Source organism: Mesorhizobium sp. WSM4983 (assembly GCF_029625765.1).
GTDB lineage: Bacteria > Pseudomonadota > Alphaproteobacteria > Rhizobiales > Rhizobiaceae > Mesorhizobium.
On sequence record NZ_JARTVM010000005.1, the window covers coordinates 84389 to 101054 of the forward strand.

Annotated in this window: 12 protein-coding genes and 1 pseudogene; 6 read left to right on the forward strand and 7 right to left on the reverse strand. The window is 61.2% G+C overall.

The window, feature by feature from the left end; genetic code table 11:
• Nucleotides 1-19: 19 nt before the first annotated feature.
• The 4 genes from P9254_RS16715 to P9254_RS16730 form a co-directional block, all read right to left on the reverse strand.
• Nucleotides 20-1108, reverse strand: a complete 1089-nt coding sequence (locus P9254_RS16715; RefSeq protein WP_278056468.1) for a sulfatase-like hydrolase/transferase — start codon at nt 1106-1108, stop codon at nt 20-22.
• The gene (locus P9254_RS16720; protein WP_278056466.1) at nt 1065-2567 is read right to left on the reverse strand and encodes an LTA synthase family protein; all 1503 of its coding nucleotides are present in this window, start codon (nt 2565-2567) and stop codon (nt 1065-1067) included. Before P9254_RS16720 ends, P9254_RS16715 begins: the two co-directional genes overlap by 44 nt.
• Nucleotides 2568-2769: 202 nt before the next feature.
• Nucleotides 2770-3510 (reverse strand): hypothetical protein, encoded by a 741-nt coding sequence (locus P9254_RS16725; protein WP_095830283.1) that lies wholly within the window; start codon nt 3508-3510, stop codon nt 2770-2772.
• A 138-nt stretch (nt 3511-3648) separates the two neighbouring features.
• On the reverse strand, nt 3649-4164 hold the full coding sequence (locus tag P9254_RS16730) for a hypothetical protein (protein WP_245307730.1): 516 nt from the start codon (nt 4162-4164) through the stop codon (nt 3649-3651).
• Nucleotides 4165-4395: 231 nt separating this feature from the next.
• Here P9254_RS16730 and P9254_RS16735 point away from each other — a divergent pair, with 231 nt between their 5' ends.
• Nucleotides 4396-7071 carry a DUF6212 domain-containing protein gene (locus tag P9254_RS16735; RefSeq protein ID WP_278056463.1) on the forward strand — a complete coding sequence of 892 codons (2676 nt, stop codon included), beginning with the start codon at nt 4396-4398 and terminating at the stop codon, nt 7069-7071.
• A gap of 237 nt (nt 7072-7308) precedes the next feature.
• On the forward strand, nt 7309-7599 hold the full coding sequence (locus P9254_RS16740) for a hypothetical protein (RefSeq protein ID WP_141247041.1): 291 nt from the start codon (nt 7309-7311) through the stop codon (nt 7597-7599).
• A 22-nt stretch (nt 7600-7621) separates the two neighbouring features.
• Here the strand turns inward: P9254_RS16740 and P9254_RS16745 are convergent, their stop codons facing one another.
• A complete protein-coding gene (locus P9254_RS16745) occupies nt 7622-8632 on the reverse strand; it encodes a glycosyltransferase family 2 protein (RefSeq protein ID WP_278056459.1) in 1011 nt (336 codons plus the stop codon).
• 144 nt (nt 8633-8776) lie between these two features.
• Here P9254_RS16745 and P9254_RS16750 point away from each other — a divergent pair, with 144 nt between their 5' ends.
• From P9254_RS16750 to P9254_RS29095, 3 genes and pseudogenes are all read left to right on the forward strand, one after another.
• Nucleotides 8777-12079: a DUF6212 domain-containing protein gene (locus P9254_RS16750; RefSeq protein ID WP_278056457.1), complete on the forward strand. Its 3303-nt coding sequence runs from the start codon at nt 8777-8779 to the stop codon at nt 12077-12079.
• Nucleotides 12080-12168: 89 nt separating this feature from the next.
• Nucleotides 12169-12939, forward strand: coding sequence for an OmpA family protein (locus P9254_RS16755; RefSeq protein ID WP_278056454.1), 771 nt, complete (start codon nt 12169-12171; stop codon nt 12937-12939).
• A 40-nt stretch (nt 12940-12979) separates the two neighbouring features.
• Nucleotides 12980-13072 (forward strand): annotated as a pseudogene (locus P9254_RS29095) (hypothetical protein); the annotation flags it as partial.
• A gap of 59 nt (nt 13073-13131) precedes the next feature.
• Here the strand turns inward: P9254_RS29095 and P9254_RS16760 are convergent.
• Nucleotides 13132-13581, reverse strand: a complete 450-nt coding sequence (locus P9254_RS16760) for a DNA polymerase III subunit chi (RefSeq protein WP_066995722.1) — start codon at nt 13579-13581, stop codon at nt 13132-13134.
• A 7-nt stretch (nt 13582-13588) separates the two neighbouring features.
• A complete protein-coding gene (locus P9254_RS16765; protein ID WP_278056451.1) occupies nt 13589-15115 on the reverse strand; it encodes a leucyl aminopeptidase in 1527 nt (508 codons plus the stop codon).
• A 349-nt stretch (nt 15116-15464) separates the two neighbouring features.
• Here P9254_RS16765 and lptF point away from each other — a divergent pair, with 349 nt between their 5' ends.
• Nucleotides 15465-16664 (forward strand): LPS export ABC transporter permease LptF, encoded by a 1200-nt coding sequence (lptF, locus tag P9254_RS16770; protein WP_278056449.1) that lies wholly within the window; start codon nt 15465-15467, stop codon nt 16662-16664.
• Nucleotides 16665-16666 lie beyond the last annotated feature (2 nt).

Below are 16666 nucleotides of genomic sequence, written 5' to 3' on the forward strand. Positions count from 1 at the left end.
CTGCCGCCGATGCCCTGCCCTACATGCATCCTTCGATAAACGGACCGCTGACCCATAGCGAGCCGTTGGTATACATGGCGGTTCCGCTGTCGTCGGTGTAGCCATGGGATTGCTCGTCCACGTGCAGCTTGCTGTTGGGCACAAGCTGCCCGTTCACTTTTATGCTCTTGATGAAAAGGTTGCGATCGCCGGGCCGGCCGTCTCCGGCCCACTCGTCGTTGACATAACGAATTTCGATCGTCTTTGGATTGGGCACGCCGCTAAGGTCGATGTGGAACGGTTGCGCCTCGACGGCCGCCTCCGTCAGTTCCGCCACGCGCTGCTCGCCTGTCGAGGCCTTGCTCTCCTTGCCCTGGACGGCGATCTCGCCAAGGCGCTTGCCGTCGGCGAAGACGTCGAAGCGAGGCTGACCCTGGTAGTCGGTGCCGGCCGCGTCGATCTCCAAGCTTGTGGCTGTGCAGTGCCCCGCGTCTCCGGCCGCGTTGGCGACAAGTGTGGCTATGCGCCGCTTTTGCGATTGCACCCAGCCGGCAATCGGCTGCAGCAGCGCCGTTCGATCGCTCAAGCCTTCTTCGAATAGGTTCGTCTTTTCGCCGGGATCGGCCTTAAGGTCGTATTCCTCGACCTTGCCGGTGGTAGCGTTGAAAATCACCTTTCGATCATTATCGCGATAACCGAGCAAGGAGCCGGCCCACGGATTGAAGAAGAAGGTCCTGTTTGGCCGTTGCTCGCTGAACAGGCTGCGGCCCTGCCACTGCTCGGGCAATGGCAGTCCCAGTATGTCCATGATCGTCGGAGCAATGTCGACGATGCCGCCGACCGGATGCGCGACTTCGTCATGGAAAAGGTGCTTGTTGATCATTATCAGCGGAATGTGGACGTTCTCGTCGTAGATTGCGGTGGCATGGACGTAGTCGCCATGTTCTCCGAACGCCTCGCCATGATCGCCAAGGACGACAACTAGCGTCGAATCGAGCTTGCCGGACTGCTTCAGTGAATCGAGGATTTCACCGAACGCTGCGTCGCCGACCTTCAGGGCGTTGAGATAGGCATTGAATTTTTCGTCATCGACGTAGTGCACCGGCCCGATGTCTTTGGCGGAAGGCACCAATCTTCGAGAACATCGGGCTGCCGGTGATGTACGGATAATGCGTCATCGCCGTGAACATGATGCCGAAGAAGGGCTTCTGCGGATCCTTCTTCATCCAGTCGATGATCGTTTGGGCCGTGCAGAGGTCACTGTTGTAGTCCATGTTCTTCCACTGCTCGGTACTGAGCTTGAAGGTCGGGGTGGCGCATTTCTGCCCCCGATAGTCCTGGATGGCGTCCAGTCCCTTGTTGAGCAGGAACTCGTCCACACGCTGGAAACGGGAATCGGCGCTCCAGAAGAACCCGGTGCGAAAATTGTGCTTGGACAGGGTGTTGGAGATCGTCTCCAGCGGCAGGTACGGATATTTGGCAGTCATCCCGTAGAATGAGATGTCGTTGTACATCGAGGTCAGCAGCGAGAAGATCGAATAGTGCGTGGAAGGAGCATGCGCATAGATCTTGTCGAACCGAATGGAATCTCCGGCATAGCTCTTTATGTTCGGCGTGATCGGATACTGGCCGCCAAACGTCTCGATGTATTTCGACGGCACCGACTCCATCATGAAAATCAGCACGTTCTTGATCGGATTTGGCGTCGGCGCCTTGAAGCTTGAGGTTTCCGCCGGACGCTCCCCGACGCTGGCGACATCGGGATCATCGCCGCCGGCGCTCATCGCAAAAGTCACCGGCGTCGAACTGAACCACGCCGACTGAACGAAATACACGATAGGATTGTCGACCTTGGATGCTGGCAGCGACTGAGCGCGCACATGATAGCCGCTGCCGACCAGGGCCGCGCCAACGCACAGAACCAAAGCGATGAGAAACCTCTTGCGGCCTGCGGAACTCAGCCGCTGGCACAAACTGCCCGCGGCGTAGCCGAGGGCCAGCACCAGAACGATGGACCCGAAAAGGATCGCGGCATCCCTCACGTTGAGGGCATCGCCCATCGCGCTCTTGGCGTCGGCATTCTGCAGGAAGTCGCCATAGACCAGCCACTGGAAGGTGAAAGGCTCACCCAGCATCTTGACGAGATTGATGTTGGCAAATCCCCAGCCGAGCGACACCAGGACCACGAGATAGAAAAGGGAGGCGACGGCCGCGGATGCGAGCCGGCTTGACTTTGTAAGGAAGAGCAGGATCAGCGTTGCCGCCGTCACCGATGTGATGAGTATCAGGTCGTAATAGCTTGCCGCCAATCCCATGGGAATGGACGCCAGGCCTCCCTGGAATGTCGTTTGCGGATCGACGATTGCGGCCCGGTAGATGCCCAGCAGAAGCCATAACCACAGGCTGGTGCAAATGACGCGCAAGGACGTCCGCGTGAAGCGAAGTTCCTGCGTCAATGCAGGTTTCGTCCTCGATCCCGTCTGGCCGCCCTCGGACCGGCTCGCCGAGCCCATACCGCCGCCGATACTCATGAGATTGCCCACCGCCAGTTTGTGCTCCGGCCAGAAACCACGGCCGGCAGCTTTCAAACCCCGTGCGCAAAATCGGTTCGGGGCAGGAAAGAGTCAACAAAATCAAGTGTGCGTTAACGAGGTCTCTTCAGAACTGGTTAACCGCAAAGATTGAAAGACGATGGGTTTGCCAAAGCGCCGATCAGCATGGAAGCGGCCAACTTGCGGCAGCGAAGAAGGCTGAGACCGTGTTGCGGGCCGGCCCGGCTTCATTCCGACGTCAGCCGAACGCGTACAGACCGTCGGTCGAGACTGCCCTGAAATAGGTCACGAATTCCCAGTAATTCTCGATGCGGTCGACGAAAGGCCGCTGCGGCGGCTTCAGGATCTCGGTCTCGAAGTGGTCCAGTCGCTGGGAACCGCCGAGATAGGCAATGATTGCATTGCCAACCAGTGGATCGCCGATGTCGCTATAGTGGATCGGGAAATACGGCTGTCGGGTCTCGAACAGCACCGATCTGATCTTTGCGCGAAACAGATTCAGCTCGCGCAGAAACGCGTTGAAACGTTCTATGTCGAAATGCACCTTCTTTCTGGGGCTGTCGGCTGCGAACCGGTCGGTGGCATGGACTGTCCATACTCCGGATGCTTCCGCTTCGAGCAACGAGACGAAGGACGCGATCGGATTCCTGACAAGCCAGAGCTTCTTGACGCTTTCATCTTCCAACACGGGGAGTATGGCCGCGCGTGTCTGGTCGGGAAATACGTGAAAACCGACGAAGCGAGCCGACGGATCGTCGAAGATGCGCGCGATGAACTGCTCCGGCTCGACATCTCGCAAATCGACCCGATCGCGCGGCAGATCGATTTTCTCGTGATAGTCATGGCGCAAGCCGACGAAGCTCGGATTGAAGATTTCGCCGTGCAGCACCATCCCGTCATATTGGTTGAGATGGCGATTGAGCGCTTGAGAACCGGTTCGCGGCGAAGCGATCAGCACGAACTTCTGACAAGACTGCATTCACCCCACACCCGCTGGAGTTTGCCCGAACATACACAAACGACCTCTCCGTTCAAATGTGCGCGGCCGCTTGAAACGGCAACGGCGGGCGCCCTGAAGCACCCGCCGTCGTCGGTGTCCCAGCACTTGCTGCGGGGTTCAACCGCCGCGCAGGCGCGTTGGGCTGAGGCTCGCAATGGTCGAACGCTGTTCGGCGGGACAAGTCGGCAGGAACCGGCTCGCATCCGCATAAGTCATGGTGGTGACGGAGTTCTTCAGGCCGCCGCGCTTGGCGATCCAGCCGCGAACCCAGCCAGGGTAGTTCTTCATCATGAAGTCGGCCGCGACCTGGTTGCCGCGCACCCCGGCGCCATACGGCAGGTGGAAGCCGAACGATGCGTTGCGCGTGACGCAGACCTTGCTCTTGGGCATCGCCAGGTAAAGCGTGCAGGCCGAATCGCACGCACCGTTGAAGCGCACGAAGCCGCCACTGCGGCGCATCTTCAGCATGCGGATGGCATAGTCGATTACATAGCCGCCGCGGTCGCCGCTGATCGTCTTGACGTAGCCCTTCCCGAGATTCATGCGCGGACGCAGCAATTGGTCTGCCGAGCTCGTCGAGATCATCGCGCCCGTCAAGGCGAGCGCAGCGAGAAACTTCAATATCGTTTTCATTCGCGCCTCCTGCTATGCCGTGAACGGTTAGCCCGGACGCGTAAAGATTGGTTATGCCGTGTCGATAAACTTGTAACAATCGCTTGATTGCACAGTCTTTTTAGGAGCCGCTTGATTGCATTGGTTTATCAACGGCGCAGAAGGATGATCACTGAAAAGTAAATCCGACATGGTCAAAGACCAGAGAAGCCTGGAAGCCTTGCCGGTCGATTTGGGTCAGAGGAACGTTCAATGACCGCTGGAAGCAAGCCGAAGCCGGAAGGCGGTCGTCGCCGCATCTGCGTGGTCATGCCTGCGATCCGGCGCGACGCCGATAAAGACGATGCCTCGGCGCCCGGCGAACTTGCAAGGCTCTTCGCCGAAAACGGAGACGACGTCACGCTGCTGTGGGTTGCCGGCCGGGACGTGCCATCCACGGACGAGGTCGCGGCCCGCCGGGCGGAGTTCGAGGCCGCCTCGGTCAAACTGGAGGTTCTCGACCGGTCCGACCAGCTGCTTCCCTCGCTGGCGACGCCCGAAAGCCGCTCCGCTGCGCTGCTGCATTATCTCGAGCGGTGCAGTTACGATCTGGTCTACGCGCCGCTGGAGGGTGGCCTGCCCTACTTCACCCTGCTCGCGGCTGAGACCGATGCCTTCGCCACGCCGCCGATCGTCCTCCTTGCCCGCGCTCCGCAAGAATGGGCGCATGAAGCCGACAAAACATTCATGGGCAGCACCGAGGCGATCGCCACGGCCTACATGGAAAAGTACTGCGCCGAGATGGCCGACAGGACGGTCTGTGCATCCGCCGCCCTGCGCCAATGGATGCTGTCGAGAGGCTGGAAGGTGAGAAAGGCGACGGTGCTGCCGCCACCGCTTCGGGCCGTCCGGACCGAAGCGCCGCAGCCACCCATCGCGAGCAAGGCGCGTGAGCTTGCCGCCCTGGCCGGATCGCGCTTTCGTGACGGGCTGACGCTGCTCTGCGACGCGCTCGACATCCTCGCGCAATCGGCGCCCGAAGGGCTGACCCTCACCGCGTTCGGTCCATTCGGCAAGATCATGGGCGAGCACAGCGGCGGACTGCTTCTGCGGCGCGCCGAACGTTGGCCGTTCCGGCTCAAGCTGTTGCCGCGCGCGACCTTCGAGGAGAGGCTCGACTACCTCGCACGCAGCGGCGCCTTGGCCGTTGTCCCAAGCCTTGCCGCATCGACCGGCGAGGCCGTTGGCGCATGCACCGCGGCAGGGCTGCCCTTCGTCGCAACCAATGCCGGCGCGAATGCCGAAGCCTGGAAGGCTGAAGCCGGCCAGCCGCCGCTGGTCGAGCCCGACGCGGCGCAATTGGCGGCCGCCATGCTGGCGGCGCTCGAGAAGCCGCCCCGGCCACGGCGGATCGATATGACGGGGCCCGGCCGCAAGGCATGGCTGGATACGCGCCCTCTGCCCGCTGCCCGGAAGCGCATTCGCAAGCGGCCCCAACCGGCGCCCCTGGTTTCGGTGGTGATGGCGCATCGCAACCGGCCGCTCTATCTCAAACAGGCCATCGAAGCGGTCGAGGCGCAAACCTACGGCAATCTTGAACTGGTGCTGGTCGACGACGGAAGCGATCTGGAAGAAGCCAGGCAATTGCTGGATACGTTGGAACCAAGCTTCCGTAAGCGCGGATGGAGGATCCTGCGCCGGCCGCACAAGCATCTTGGCGCCGCCCGCAATGCCGGAGTGCGCGCCGCGCGCGGCGAGTTGGTCCTGTTTGTCGACGACGACAATGCGCTTTTTCCGGAAGCCGTCGAGCATTTCGTCCGTGGCATGGCGGCATCGGGCGCCGATATCTGCACCGCCTTCCAACTGATCTTCTATGAGGATTTCGTGCCCGAGGACCGGGCCGACGGCCTGATCCAGTATCTGCCGCTTGGCGGCCCCGACGCGCTGGGCCTGATCCACAACGTCTATGGCGACGCCAATGCGATGGTGCGCCGGTCGGTTTTCTCGCAGATCGGATTTTGGCTTGAGGATCCCGGCTATGCCATGCACGACTGGGAGTTCTTCGCGCGGGCCTCACTCGCCGGGCTCAAGCTCAGGCCCATTCCAAAGCCGCTCTACTGGTACCGGTCGAAGCCGGACGGCATGTTCCGCACGTCGAATTGGTACGACAACCGCTTGCCTGTCCTGGAGGCGTTCCGGACGCTGCGATCCGATGACACCCGGCTGCTCCACCAAATGGCCATCGCGCAGAACACGGCGCGTTCCGAAGTCGACAGCGCGCGCGAGAACCTGAAATATACGCCTGCCGATCGCAAATATCTGGCTCTCAGCGACCTCGAGCCGAACGGCGAGGCAGCGATCGAGACGCTGGCCGGCATCGCCGCTTCGGCCGGCCGCCACGATACTGCCGTCGCCTTGCTTGGAGGCGGTCTCGCTAGGCCGCAGCCAGACGCATCAGGCAGAGCCGAGGCGGCCAGCGGTTCAGGCGCGCTCGCTTACGACGTGCTGAGGAGCGCAAGGCTGCTTACGCCGCGCACTGCCGCGCTGCCGTTGTTGCTGGTGGCGCCCGACGGCGGCGGCGTGTTCCTGCGCCCGCATGCGGAGGGTGCGGTCGCAGCATCGATCGATCATCAATTCCCGCCCTTCTTCCGCAGAATAGAGGCCGCCATCGAACTCGCCCATGCCGAGGCTCCGGCAATCGCGTTCGGCCTGGCGCTCGCCCGCCCGGACCGGCCTATAGACTGGCAGCAGGATGTCGGCGCGCAGACAATCGGCTTTTCCGGCTGGATGACGGTCCGCGACAGATTCGTGCGCCACGCCTTGGCGGCGACGGTCAATGTCAGGCGCAAGATGCCGCTTTCGATCGTGCTCGCGGTGCGCTTCGTGGAAGGACCGAACGGTGCTCCGAGCAACGCCTTCTTTCGGACGCTGACGGTGTTCAGCGACTAAAGCAGGACGTTCGAAATCTGAACTCGACATGCTGCCGGTTCGCCTGTTTTTCGGCGCCGCATTTCTGCGGCCACGACGCGATTCAGCCCCGTCGGCGAGAAATAGCCTTCACAGGCCCAAGCAGCCGCTCAAAGTTAACCATCTCTCAAGCCGATTTCTTCCGATATGGTTGACAAATTGCTAACAAATCAATAGTATCAACAGCCTATGGGGTATGTAGTGGCAAGGGTGGGCGTAATGCGTAAGATACAGTCGCTACTTCTGGGCGGACTCAGTCTGCTCGGGTTGAGCGTCGCGTTTTCGAATGCGGCGCAAGCGCAAATCGAAGTTGCTCCAATCAAGGAAGCCGAGCTCGCCTGCGAGCAGGCCCTCAAGATCGGCACCATCGAGGCGCTAGAGGACTACCTGCATCGTTATCCGAATGCGCCAACGGCCTGCAAAGCGCTTGCTTTGAACAGCCTGTCGCAGTTTGGAACCGGTGGTGGAAACGGCAACGGTGGAGATGGTGGCGGCCGCTACGGCGGATAAAGCGCCGATTTTCTCGAAAATGTCAGGCGGACGCGCCGTCGCGAAGGCGGCGCGTCGCTTGCTTTGACACGAACTCAGCGTAGCGATCCGAGGTTTTCATCCAGCCGAGCTCCACGAGCTGCGCGGTATCGCGATAGCGCACGGAACGATGGTCGCGGAGCGCTAGCTTCGGGTTTCGCTCCAGTGCTTCCATGTAGGCTGCACGTTCCTCGAGCCCTTTTTCCTTGACTTGTGCATTTTCGCTCAAAGAGGACGCCGATTTTTGGCGAAAACCTGACACGAATTTGAAATGCAGGAGCGCGCTGCGCAACTCGCTGAAATTGACCTCAGTGATCGCGTGCTGCGCGACCTGATAGGATCTGCCTCGCTCCCATCGTACGATCGGCACCTTCGTCAAACATGGGGGAAGCGTCTGCTTGAACCTACCGTGCCAGAAGGCGCGTTCCCTAACACCGCCGAACATCTGCTCCGGCGGATGCCTGCCGTCACGGGCTCGCATCCATCCCGGCTTCGGATCGAAGTAAGGTGAAGCCTCGACAGGCGGGACTGAGCCGTCATAGCTGCATTCAGCCAACGGGCCGTCTGCGTACATATCGACCAAGTTGCCTATTACTGCTTCCGCGCCGGTGGAGTCGAGATAGTCGCAAAGTTGGCGCAGACCTGCCTGCTCGCAGTCGGGATAAACAAGCAGCTCGTCTGAATCGACCGATACGCACCAGTGGCCGGTTCCGAAAACATTCATCAGCGTATTGACCCACCGGGGCGGATCGACGTTTTCGGCGAAATGCGACCCTTCCGTGTGGAAGCAGTGGCTGTCGGGCTGTTCCAGAATCAGCTCACGCGTCCCGTCCGTGGAGCCATTGTCCAGGAAGAAGAAACGGTCGACGCCGAGCTTGCGGTAGTGGTCGAGAAAATAAGGCAGCAACGTTGCCTCGTTGCGCAACCCGACAAAGCATAGGACTTCGCGTTTCCCCACTTCGGTCGGCAGGTCGTCCAGCCTTTCGAGGTGTCTTAGAAGCCGATGGCCAAGCATCTGAACGTCATCGATCCAGGTTGCGCGAATACGGATCCGGCATCGCGGCTCCGCAAATCGATTATCCCCGCGAGACGATTATCAAAGTGTTATCTTACTATTGGCAAGACTACCGGCGGCGGCTGATGATCGAGGGGTAACTCATTGAGCGTTGGTTCTAAGGCGCGGGCGACGTCGACCCGCAGGCGACAGGCAAGCCACAAGCCCCGCAATGTGTGTGTCGTTTCGGAAGTTGAGTTCGGCTCAACCGTGACAACAGATCCCGGTTCGGCGACCTACGCACTGGCCCAGTATCTGGCGCGAACCGGTGACACCGTTACGCTGCTTTGGGTGCCGGCGCCACTCGGGACCCAGCCCGATGAACACGAGATCGTCACGGTAGGCAAATGGTGTTTGGACAATTTCCTGGTGCGGCTGGAATTGTTGCCGCCGTCGCCCGAGCTGCTGCGCGGCCTGGAATCGAGCGACAAGAATTCGGTGGCCGTTTATCACTACCTGAAGCAGAACGATTTTGACGTCGTCTACTTTTCGCTCGAGGGCGGACTGGCGCATTTTCCCACGGTCGCCAAACGCACCGGCGTGTTTCCCAATCCTCCCACGATAGTCGTGCTCGCGCATGAACCCCTTAGATGGAAACTGGATGCCAACGCCAGAATGGTCGACAAAAAAGAGCAGATTACCGTCTGCCATATGGAAAAGAAGTCTGCCGAAAACTGCGACCATCTCGTCGCTACCGGCCAGTCCGTGCTGGACTGGATGGTTGAGGCCGGATGGCGATTGCCCGCCAGCCATCATGTCGCCTCACCGCTGGTACCAGAGGAATGGCGCACGAACTTTGCCGTGGATCACTACAGGCCGCGAACGCGTCCCGCTGCCGAAGTGGTCCATTTCTCCGGCACCGAGGAACGCAGCGGATTGATGCTGTTTTGTGACGCGCTCGATCGCCTTGCCGATAAGGGCACAGCCGACCTGACCGTGACGGTTATCGGCGCATTTGGTCCTGTGCTGGGTGAGCACTCGGGGGGCATGGTCGTCCGGCGCGCGCGGCACTGGCCGTTCAAGCTGAAGCTACTGCCTATCGAGGACAGGCCGCAGATCTTCAAGTATCTCCGTCAGAGCCACGCTCTGGTCGCACTCACACACACGGCCGCCCAGCTTCCACTCGATGTGGCGGCTTGCCTCGATGAGGAAATCCCATTCGTCGCGACTGATGTCGGCAGCATACGGGAAACGCTTGATCCCAATTCGGCTGATACTGTGCTGATGAATGCGTCTGCCCCTGCGATAGCGGCGAAAATCTCATCGGCCCTGGAAAGCCGATCATTTGGCCCGGCGAAGCCGTTGCGAAACAGGAAAGCGCGCGAGAAAGCCTGGGCCGCGCTGCATGCAAAATTCTGCAAGCGTCCCGCCGAGACAGCCACCCGCGGCCGCACCCAGCAACCGCTCGTGTCGATCATCACTGCCTTCTACAATCGGGCGCGGCTGCTGCCGCAGGCGGTCGCGTCCGTTCGACGCCAAGACTATCCAAAAATCGAATTGATCGTCGTCGATGACGGCAGCACCGATCCGGACGCGATCCGGCTGCTGGCAGAGCTCGAGCCGGAGTTCAAGCAGCGTGGCTGGCGGATCATCCGGCAGAAGAACGGTTTCCTCGGCAAGGCGCGAAACGCCGGGATCCGTGCCGCCAAGGGCTCGTTGATTCTATTCCTCGACGACGACAACGCGCTGTTCCCGAATGCCGTCAGCACGTTCGTCTCCGGCATACAAAAATCCGGCGCCGATATCTGCACGACTTTTGCCAAGTGGTTCAACGAGTCCTTTGCGCCGCTCGATACGAAAAGCGGCTACATGCGCTACTTTCCCGTAGGCGGACCGGCCGACATCGCCTTGATCACCAATCCCTACGGCGATGCCAATGCCATGTTCCGGCGGGAGGTCTTCGACAAGATAGGCTATGTGAACGAAGAACGAGGATTTTCCGCAAGCGATTGGGAATTTTTCCTGCGCGCGGACCTGGCAGGTCTGGAGATCGTCCCCATTCCCGAGCCGATCTACTGGTACAAATCGGATCCGACAGGCATGAACCTGAATGCCGAGTGGGTGAGGAATCGCAGGCCAATCATCGATGCGTTTCGAAAGCACAAATTCGCCCGGACGGACTTGTTCGTGCAGTTGGGCATTAGCACGAACACCGCATACTATGAAAAGGATCTCAACCTTCGAAATTTGGAGTTGCTGGTTAACGACGAGCGCTACGTCAAGCTGAGCACGGGTTCGGCAAGCGGCGCCGACGCATTGCAGCTGCTGGCAGCAATTGCCGCGCGCGAAGGAAGGGCGGACACCGCGATATCACTCCTCGCCTATGCGGGGCGTTCTGATTTCACCTTGGGCGTCGTGGACATGCTCGATGCGGCGGCCAACGATGCGATGTCCGAACTGAATTCATCGCTTTATCGCGACCAGTATTTGCCCGCTGAGGCGTATCGTCTTGCTCTTGTCAGCTCTTACCCGAATGCCGATCCGGATCAACTGACCTACGTCGAACAGTCGCCGGATCAACTGTTTGTCGAAGCGAAGGGCGGCAATACGGCGATGGCGGTGTTGAAGGGGGTCTGTCCGGCGGGCGTGGTCAGTGCGGGTTGCTGGGTCTATCTCGATGAGGAAATCGCCGATCCTGCGCAGTTCCAGATTGCGATCGTAAACGCCGAAAACCGGACCGTCAGAGATCTCGCCAAAATACTTGAGAGTGGGAGCGGGAGTGGCTGGGCCGATGTGCGCCGAGCCCGCGAGGCACGCGAGATAAGGACGACAGCCATGCTGCCTGCGTCGGGCAGGCTCGATCTGCTGCTGGCGGTAAGGTGCAGCGGCAGCGGCCGGGCGGCGCGGGTGCTTGGAGGATTTTCAGGAATCCAGATCCGCAATGCCGTTCTGGCCGGCGCGAAGCGGCCTCGCCTCAGCGCGCCGCAACAGCGCCAGCGCATCCGCCGCATGAGCGACGATGAGCTCAAGCGTGCAACGCTCGTGACCGATTATCCTTCCGAATTGCCGACGCTGCTCGTTGCTGGGGATAATGGCGGCATATTCCTGCGACCGAGCACGCATGGCATTGTCGCCGCCGCCCTCAACTCCGCCTTCCCGGCCTTTGCCAGAAGCGTCATGGCGACAGTGGAGATCGCACACGAGGACGCGTCGCCATTCGAGTTCGCCATCGCTTTGGGCAGGCCGGAAGAAAAGCTGGTGTGGAACCACGACACCCCAACGGGCGTGCTCGCATTCTCCGGGTGGACGCGGGTTTCGAATCCTTTCGAGCTGCATGAGCTGAAGGTTTCGATCCGCGAGATCGATCGCAAATGGCTGACAGTCTATCTGGCCGTCCGGTTGCCCCGCGGCTCGAAGCCCATGCCCTCCAATGCTTTCTTTCGCAAGCTGCTGCTGTTGTGGGAATGAAGGCGACACCAGCCAGATCTCGCGAACGTTACTTTGCCACGGGGACGAGTTCGCTAATAGAATAGGCTAATTCGAGAGGCACCAAGAAGATGAGAAATACACTCAGCCTTGTTCTGGCCGTTGTCACACTTGCGGTAAGCGCGATTTTTTTCGGAGCGACTGCCCAGGAGCGCGACATTGGGCCGAAATGTATCCAGTGGCATTCGTACCGCGTCCTGTTCAAGAAGGGCGACGGCAGGGTCACCGACGAAGCAGGGAAGAGTTTGGCAGCCTTCGTCAAGGACGCAGGGCGTGACTGCGGCTACAGGGTTTATGCGACCGCCAGCAAGGAAGGCCGGAAAGCGTACGAAATAGCCGGCCGCAGGCTCGACGCAGTCAGCGATTTCCTTACGACCCAGGGCGTCAAACCGGAAATGGTGCTTCCGGTCCAGCACTGGGTCGACGACGGCGCCGCCGACACGAAACAGGCGCGGAGCGCCATCGTTTACACTCTGCCCAAGCAAGGGATCTCGTGCCGGCAGTATGAGAAGCGCAGTCCAGTACAGGTACAGCTCGTCTTCGACAGCAAGTCGTCCGTGATTTCACCGCAGGTCAAAAGCGAACTGGAGAAGTTCGCCAACAGCATCAAGGATACGCGTTGCAACGTGGAACTGACGGCATTGGCCGCCAAGGAGATCACGGGCGCCAATGCGGCAAAGACGAACAAGGACCTGGCCAAGCAACGGATCAAGGCGATCATGGACATCATGACCGCGATTGGCATCGACAGCGACCGCCTCATCGATACGAATGTTGAGTATGTCGGCGACAAGAAGCCGAATACCGCCAAAAATCGCATGGCCACCGCATCGCTGATGTAGCGCGCCTGCCGCCGGCGAATGTTACGACTTTGAAACGCCACCCGTGCTCGGTGGGGAAATGTCCGTCGAGCAAATCAAGAAGACTTCTTCAGGGTCAAAGTGCATATCGCCGGCCAAATCCACCGACAGGTGAAGGACCTTCCGCCCAGCACGAAAATCAACAAGACGACGATCAGCGACCGCTGATCACTCTCACGCCTTGCGCTCCCAGCGACGGTCGGGCGTCTGCTGCCAGTAGGTCACCGCGTGGCCGGCTTCCTTCATCGTCTTCCAGTGGCTGCGCGCGCCTTCGAGCTGCGCTGCGTCGTGGCCGTCGAACAGGAAGACGGCGCGCTCGTAGCCCGAAAGCTCGGGCGGGTGCGCACCATCGACTAGGAAGCGGATCTGGGCAGCGTTGGGGTTGCCCTCCCCCGTGGTGAGCAGGATCGGCTGCTCGGCCGGATAGGCTTCGCGGTCGGTGGCGTGCGCGAGGAAGGAGTCGTCGCGAAACGTCCACAAATGCTGGTCGAGCGCGTCCCGCCGTTCCTCCGTGCCGGTCTGCACGACCGCGCGCCAGCCGCGCTCGACACTGCGCTCGAGCAGGCCCGGCAGGGCTTCCTCAAGCGTCGATTCGGTCAGGTGGTAGAACAGGATGTCGGCCACGACAGCCTTACCCTTCGTAATGGTCGCGTACCAGCCTATCGAGCAGCCGCACGCCAAAGCCGGAGCCCCAGGATTGGTTGATCTCGCTCGCCGGCGCGCCCATCGCGGTGCCGGCGATGTCGAGATGCGCCCAGGGCGTGTCCTTGACGAAACGCTGCAGGAACTGCGCGGCGATGATGGCGCCGCCATAGCGGCCGCCGATGTTCTTCATGTCGGCGTTCTTGGACTCGATCAGCTTGTCGTATTCGGCACCAAGCGGCATGCGCCACAGCCGCTCCTGCGTCGCTTGGCCGGCGCCGAAAAGCCTGCCGGCCAGCTCGTCATCGTTGGAAAACAGGCCGGCATAGTGCTGGCCAAGCGCGACCATGATGGCGCCGGTCAGCGTCGCCAGATTGACCATGAATTTCGGCTTGAAGCGATCGTTGGTGTACCAGAGCGCATCGGCGAGCACCAAGCGGCCTTCTGCGTCGGTGTTCAAGACCTCGATGGTCTGGCCCGACATCGAGGTGACGATGTCGCCCGGGCGTTGCGCATGGCCGTCGACAGCGTTCTCGACCAGGCCGATGACGCCGACGATATTGGCCTTGGCCTTGCGGGCGGCCAACGCACGGATCAGCCCGGTGACCGCGGCGGCACCGCCCATGTCGCCCTTCATGTCCTCCATGCCGGAGGCCGGCTTCATTGAATTGCCGCCGGTGTCGAAGGTGACGCCCTTGCCGATGAAGGCGATCGGCGCGTCCTTGGCCTTGCCGCCCTTCCATTGCATGACGGCCATGCGGGCGCCGCGCGGCGAGCCCTGCGCGACGCCAAGCAGCGAGCCCATGCCGAGCTTCTTCATCTCCTTCTCGGTGAGGATCTCGACCTCGACGCCGAGCCCTTCCAGTTCCTTCGCGCGAGCGGCGAACTCGACCGGACCGAGCGTATTGGCCGGCTCGTTGACGAGATCGCGCGCAAGCAGCACGCCTTCGATAACGGCCTCTTCCGCGGCGAAGGCCTTCTTGGCGGCGGAAGGGTCGGCGCAGTGGATGGTTATCTTGGCCGGCTTTGCGGTTTCGGCCTTTTTGCTCTCCGCCCCCTTGGCGTCGGATTGGCCGTCTTCCTTGTCCTTCCTGGTCTTGTATTTGTCGAAGCCGTAGCTGCGCAGGAGGATGCCGGCGGCAAGGTGCGCCGCCTGCCTGCCGTCCGGCTGGAGGTCCGGAAGATCGAGGATGACAGCGACTTCCACAGCCTTGCGCAGCGCGGCGGCAACCGCGCCGCCGAGCTTCAGCCAGGCGTAGTCGTCGAGGCTTGCGACCTTGCCGGCGCCGACGGCCACCAGCCGGTCGACAGAGGTTCCCTCCGGTGCCAGCACTTCCACCGAGCTCGCGAACTTGCCGGAGAAATCGGCGACCGGAAACGCGCGCGCCAATGCGCCAGCCGGGTCGCAGGCCTTCGCGGCATCGCTAAGGCCGCCGCCGTCGGCCGCAAGCACGAAGACGCTGCCATTTTTGGGCGCGGCGAATTTGGCAAAGGCAATCGAAGGTCTCGAAGTCATCAGATCCTGCTTCCGGGGTGAGGCGCCGCGAACCGGCTTTCAAGCGTGCGCGACATTTGGTCGTTTTCGGCCATTTGGCAAGACTTTGGCCGAAATCGCTGTCTATATCGGCGCCGAAACCAACCAAGGATTCGTCGCGGCGGAACGCAAGCTTTATGCCGCAACCTGTTGTTAACCATCAATGTTTCGCATTTCTTATTCATTGACGCGGAGACTCCGCCGCGCCGGGCGCGTGGCGTGGAGAGGACAAACCAGATGAGCCGCCTATGGACCCGGTTGTGCAGGCGTCGGCGGATGACTACCTTGTCGGCGGGCATGATGCCGTTCGGCACAATCGAGAAAAGCCTTCATGAAGGTCGTTGAACGCTACATCATGCGTCGCGCTACGGCGATGTTCCTGGCGGCGCTGGCGTGGACACTGGCGATCGTGTGGACGACGCAGGTGCTCGCCAAGATCGACTTGGTCACCGACAGTGGCCAGTCGGCGTTGACCTTCTTCGAAGTCGCGGCCCTGATCATCCCCTCGATCGTCCCGATCGTGGTGCCGTTCGCGCTTGTGGTCGCGGTGGCGCAGACGCTGAGCGCCATGAACACGGATTCGGAGCTGGCGGTGATCAACGCCGCGGGCGCCTCGCGTTGGGCGATCGCGCGGCCGATCCTTCTGCTGGCGCTGGCGGCCAGCGTCTTTTCCGTTGCCGTCGATAACGGCGTCGATCCCTATGCCAGGCAGAAGAACCGGCAGTTGGTGGCGGCCTCGCGCGCCGACCTTCTGTCACTGATCATCCAGGAAGGCACCTTCCGTAAGATCGACGACGGCCTGTTCCTCCAGATCGGAGAACGGCTCCCCGACAACAAGCTCGGCGGCATCTTCGTCGCCGATTCGCGCGAGGAAGGCGCCAACCTCACCTATTACGCAAAAACCGGCAGCATCGTCGAAAAAGGCGACGAGAAGGTGCTGATGATGAATGACGGCGTCATCAACCGCAAATCGGTGACCGGCGACCTTTCCGTCATCCGTTTCACCTCCTACGCCTTCGACCTGTCGGCCTTCATGTCGGCGGCGAACGAGATCACGCTGCTGCCCAAGGACCGGACGACGCCATACCTGCTCGACCCGGATCCCAACGACAAGATGTACCAGCGCAATCCGGGCAGCTATACGGCCGAGGTCAACCAGCGCTTCTCCGAATGGTCCTATTCGCTGGTCTTCGCGTTGATCGCGCTTGCGGTCGCAGGCGACGCGCGCTCGCATCGCGAGGCGCGCATCCATCCGCTGATCACCGCAATCGCAATCGCCCTTTTCGTCCGCTGGCTTGGCTTCTTCGCCGCCGGCAAGGCCGACAAGGTCTGGTACTACGCTTATATGGTCTACGCCGTTCCGATCGTGGCGTCGGCGGTCTCCGCCTGGTTCATCGTCTCGTCGCGGAGCATGGAACTGCCCGCCGCCTGGGCCGACTGGATGACGAATGTCGCCGGTCGCGTGAGCGAGGGCTGGACGGCGCTCAAGCTGTGGCTCGCCCGGCGCGGCACCTCCGGCCAGGGAGCCTGACG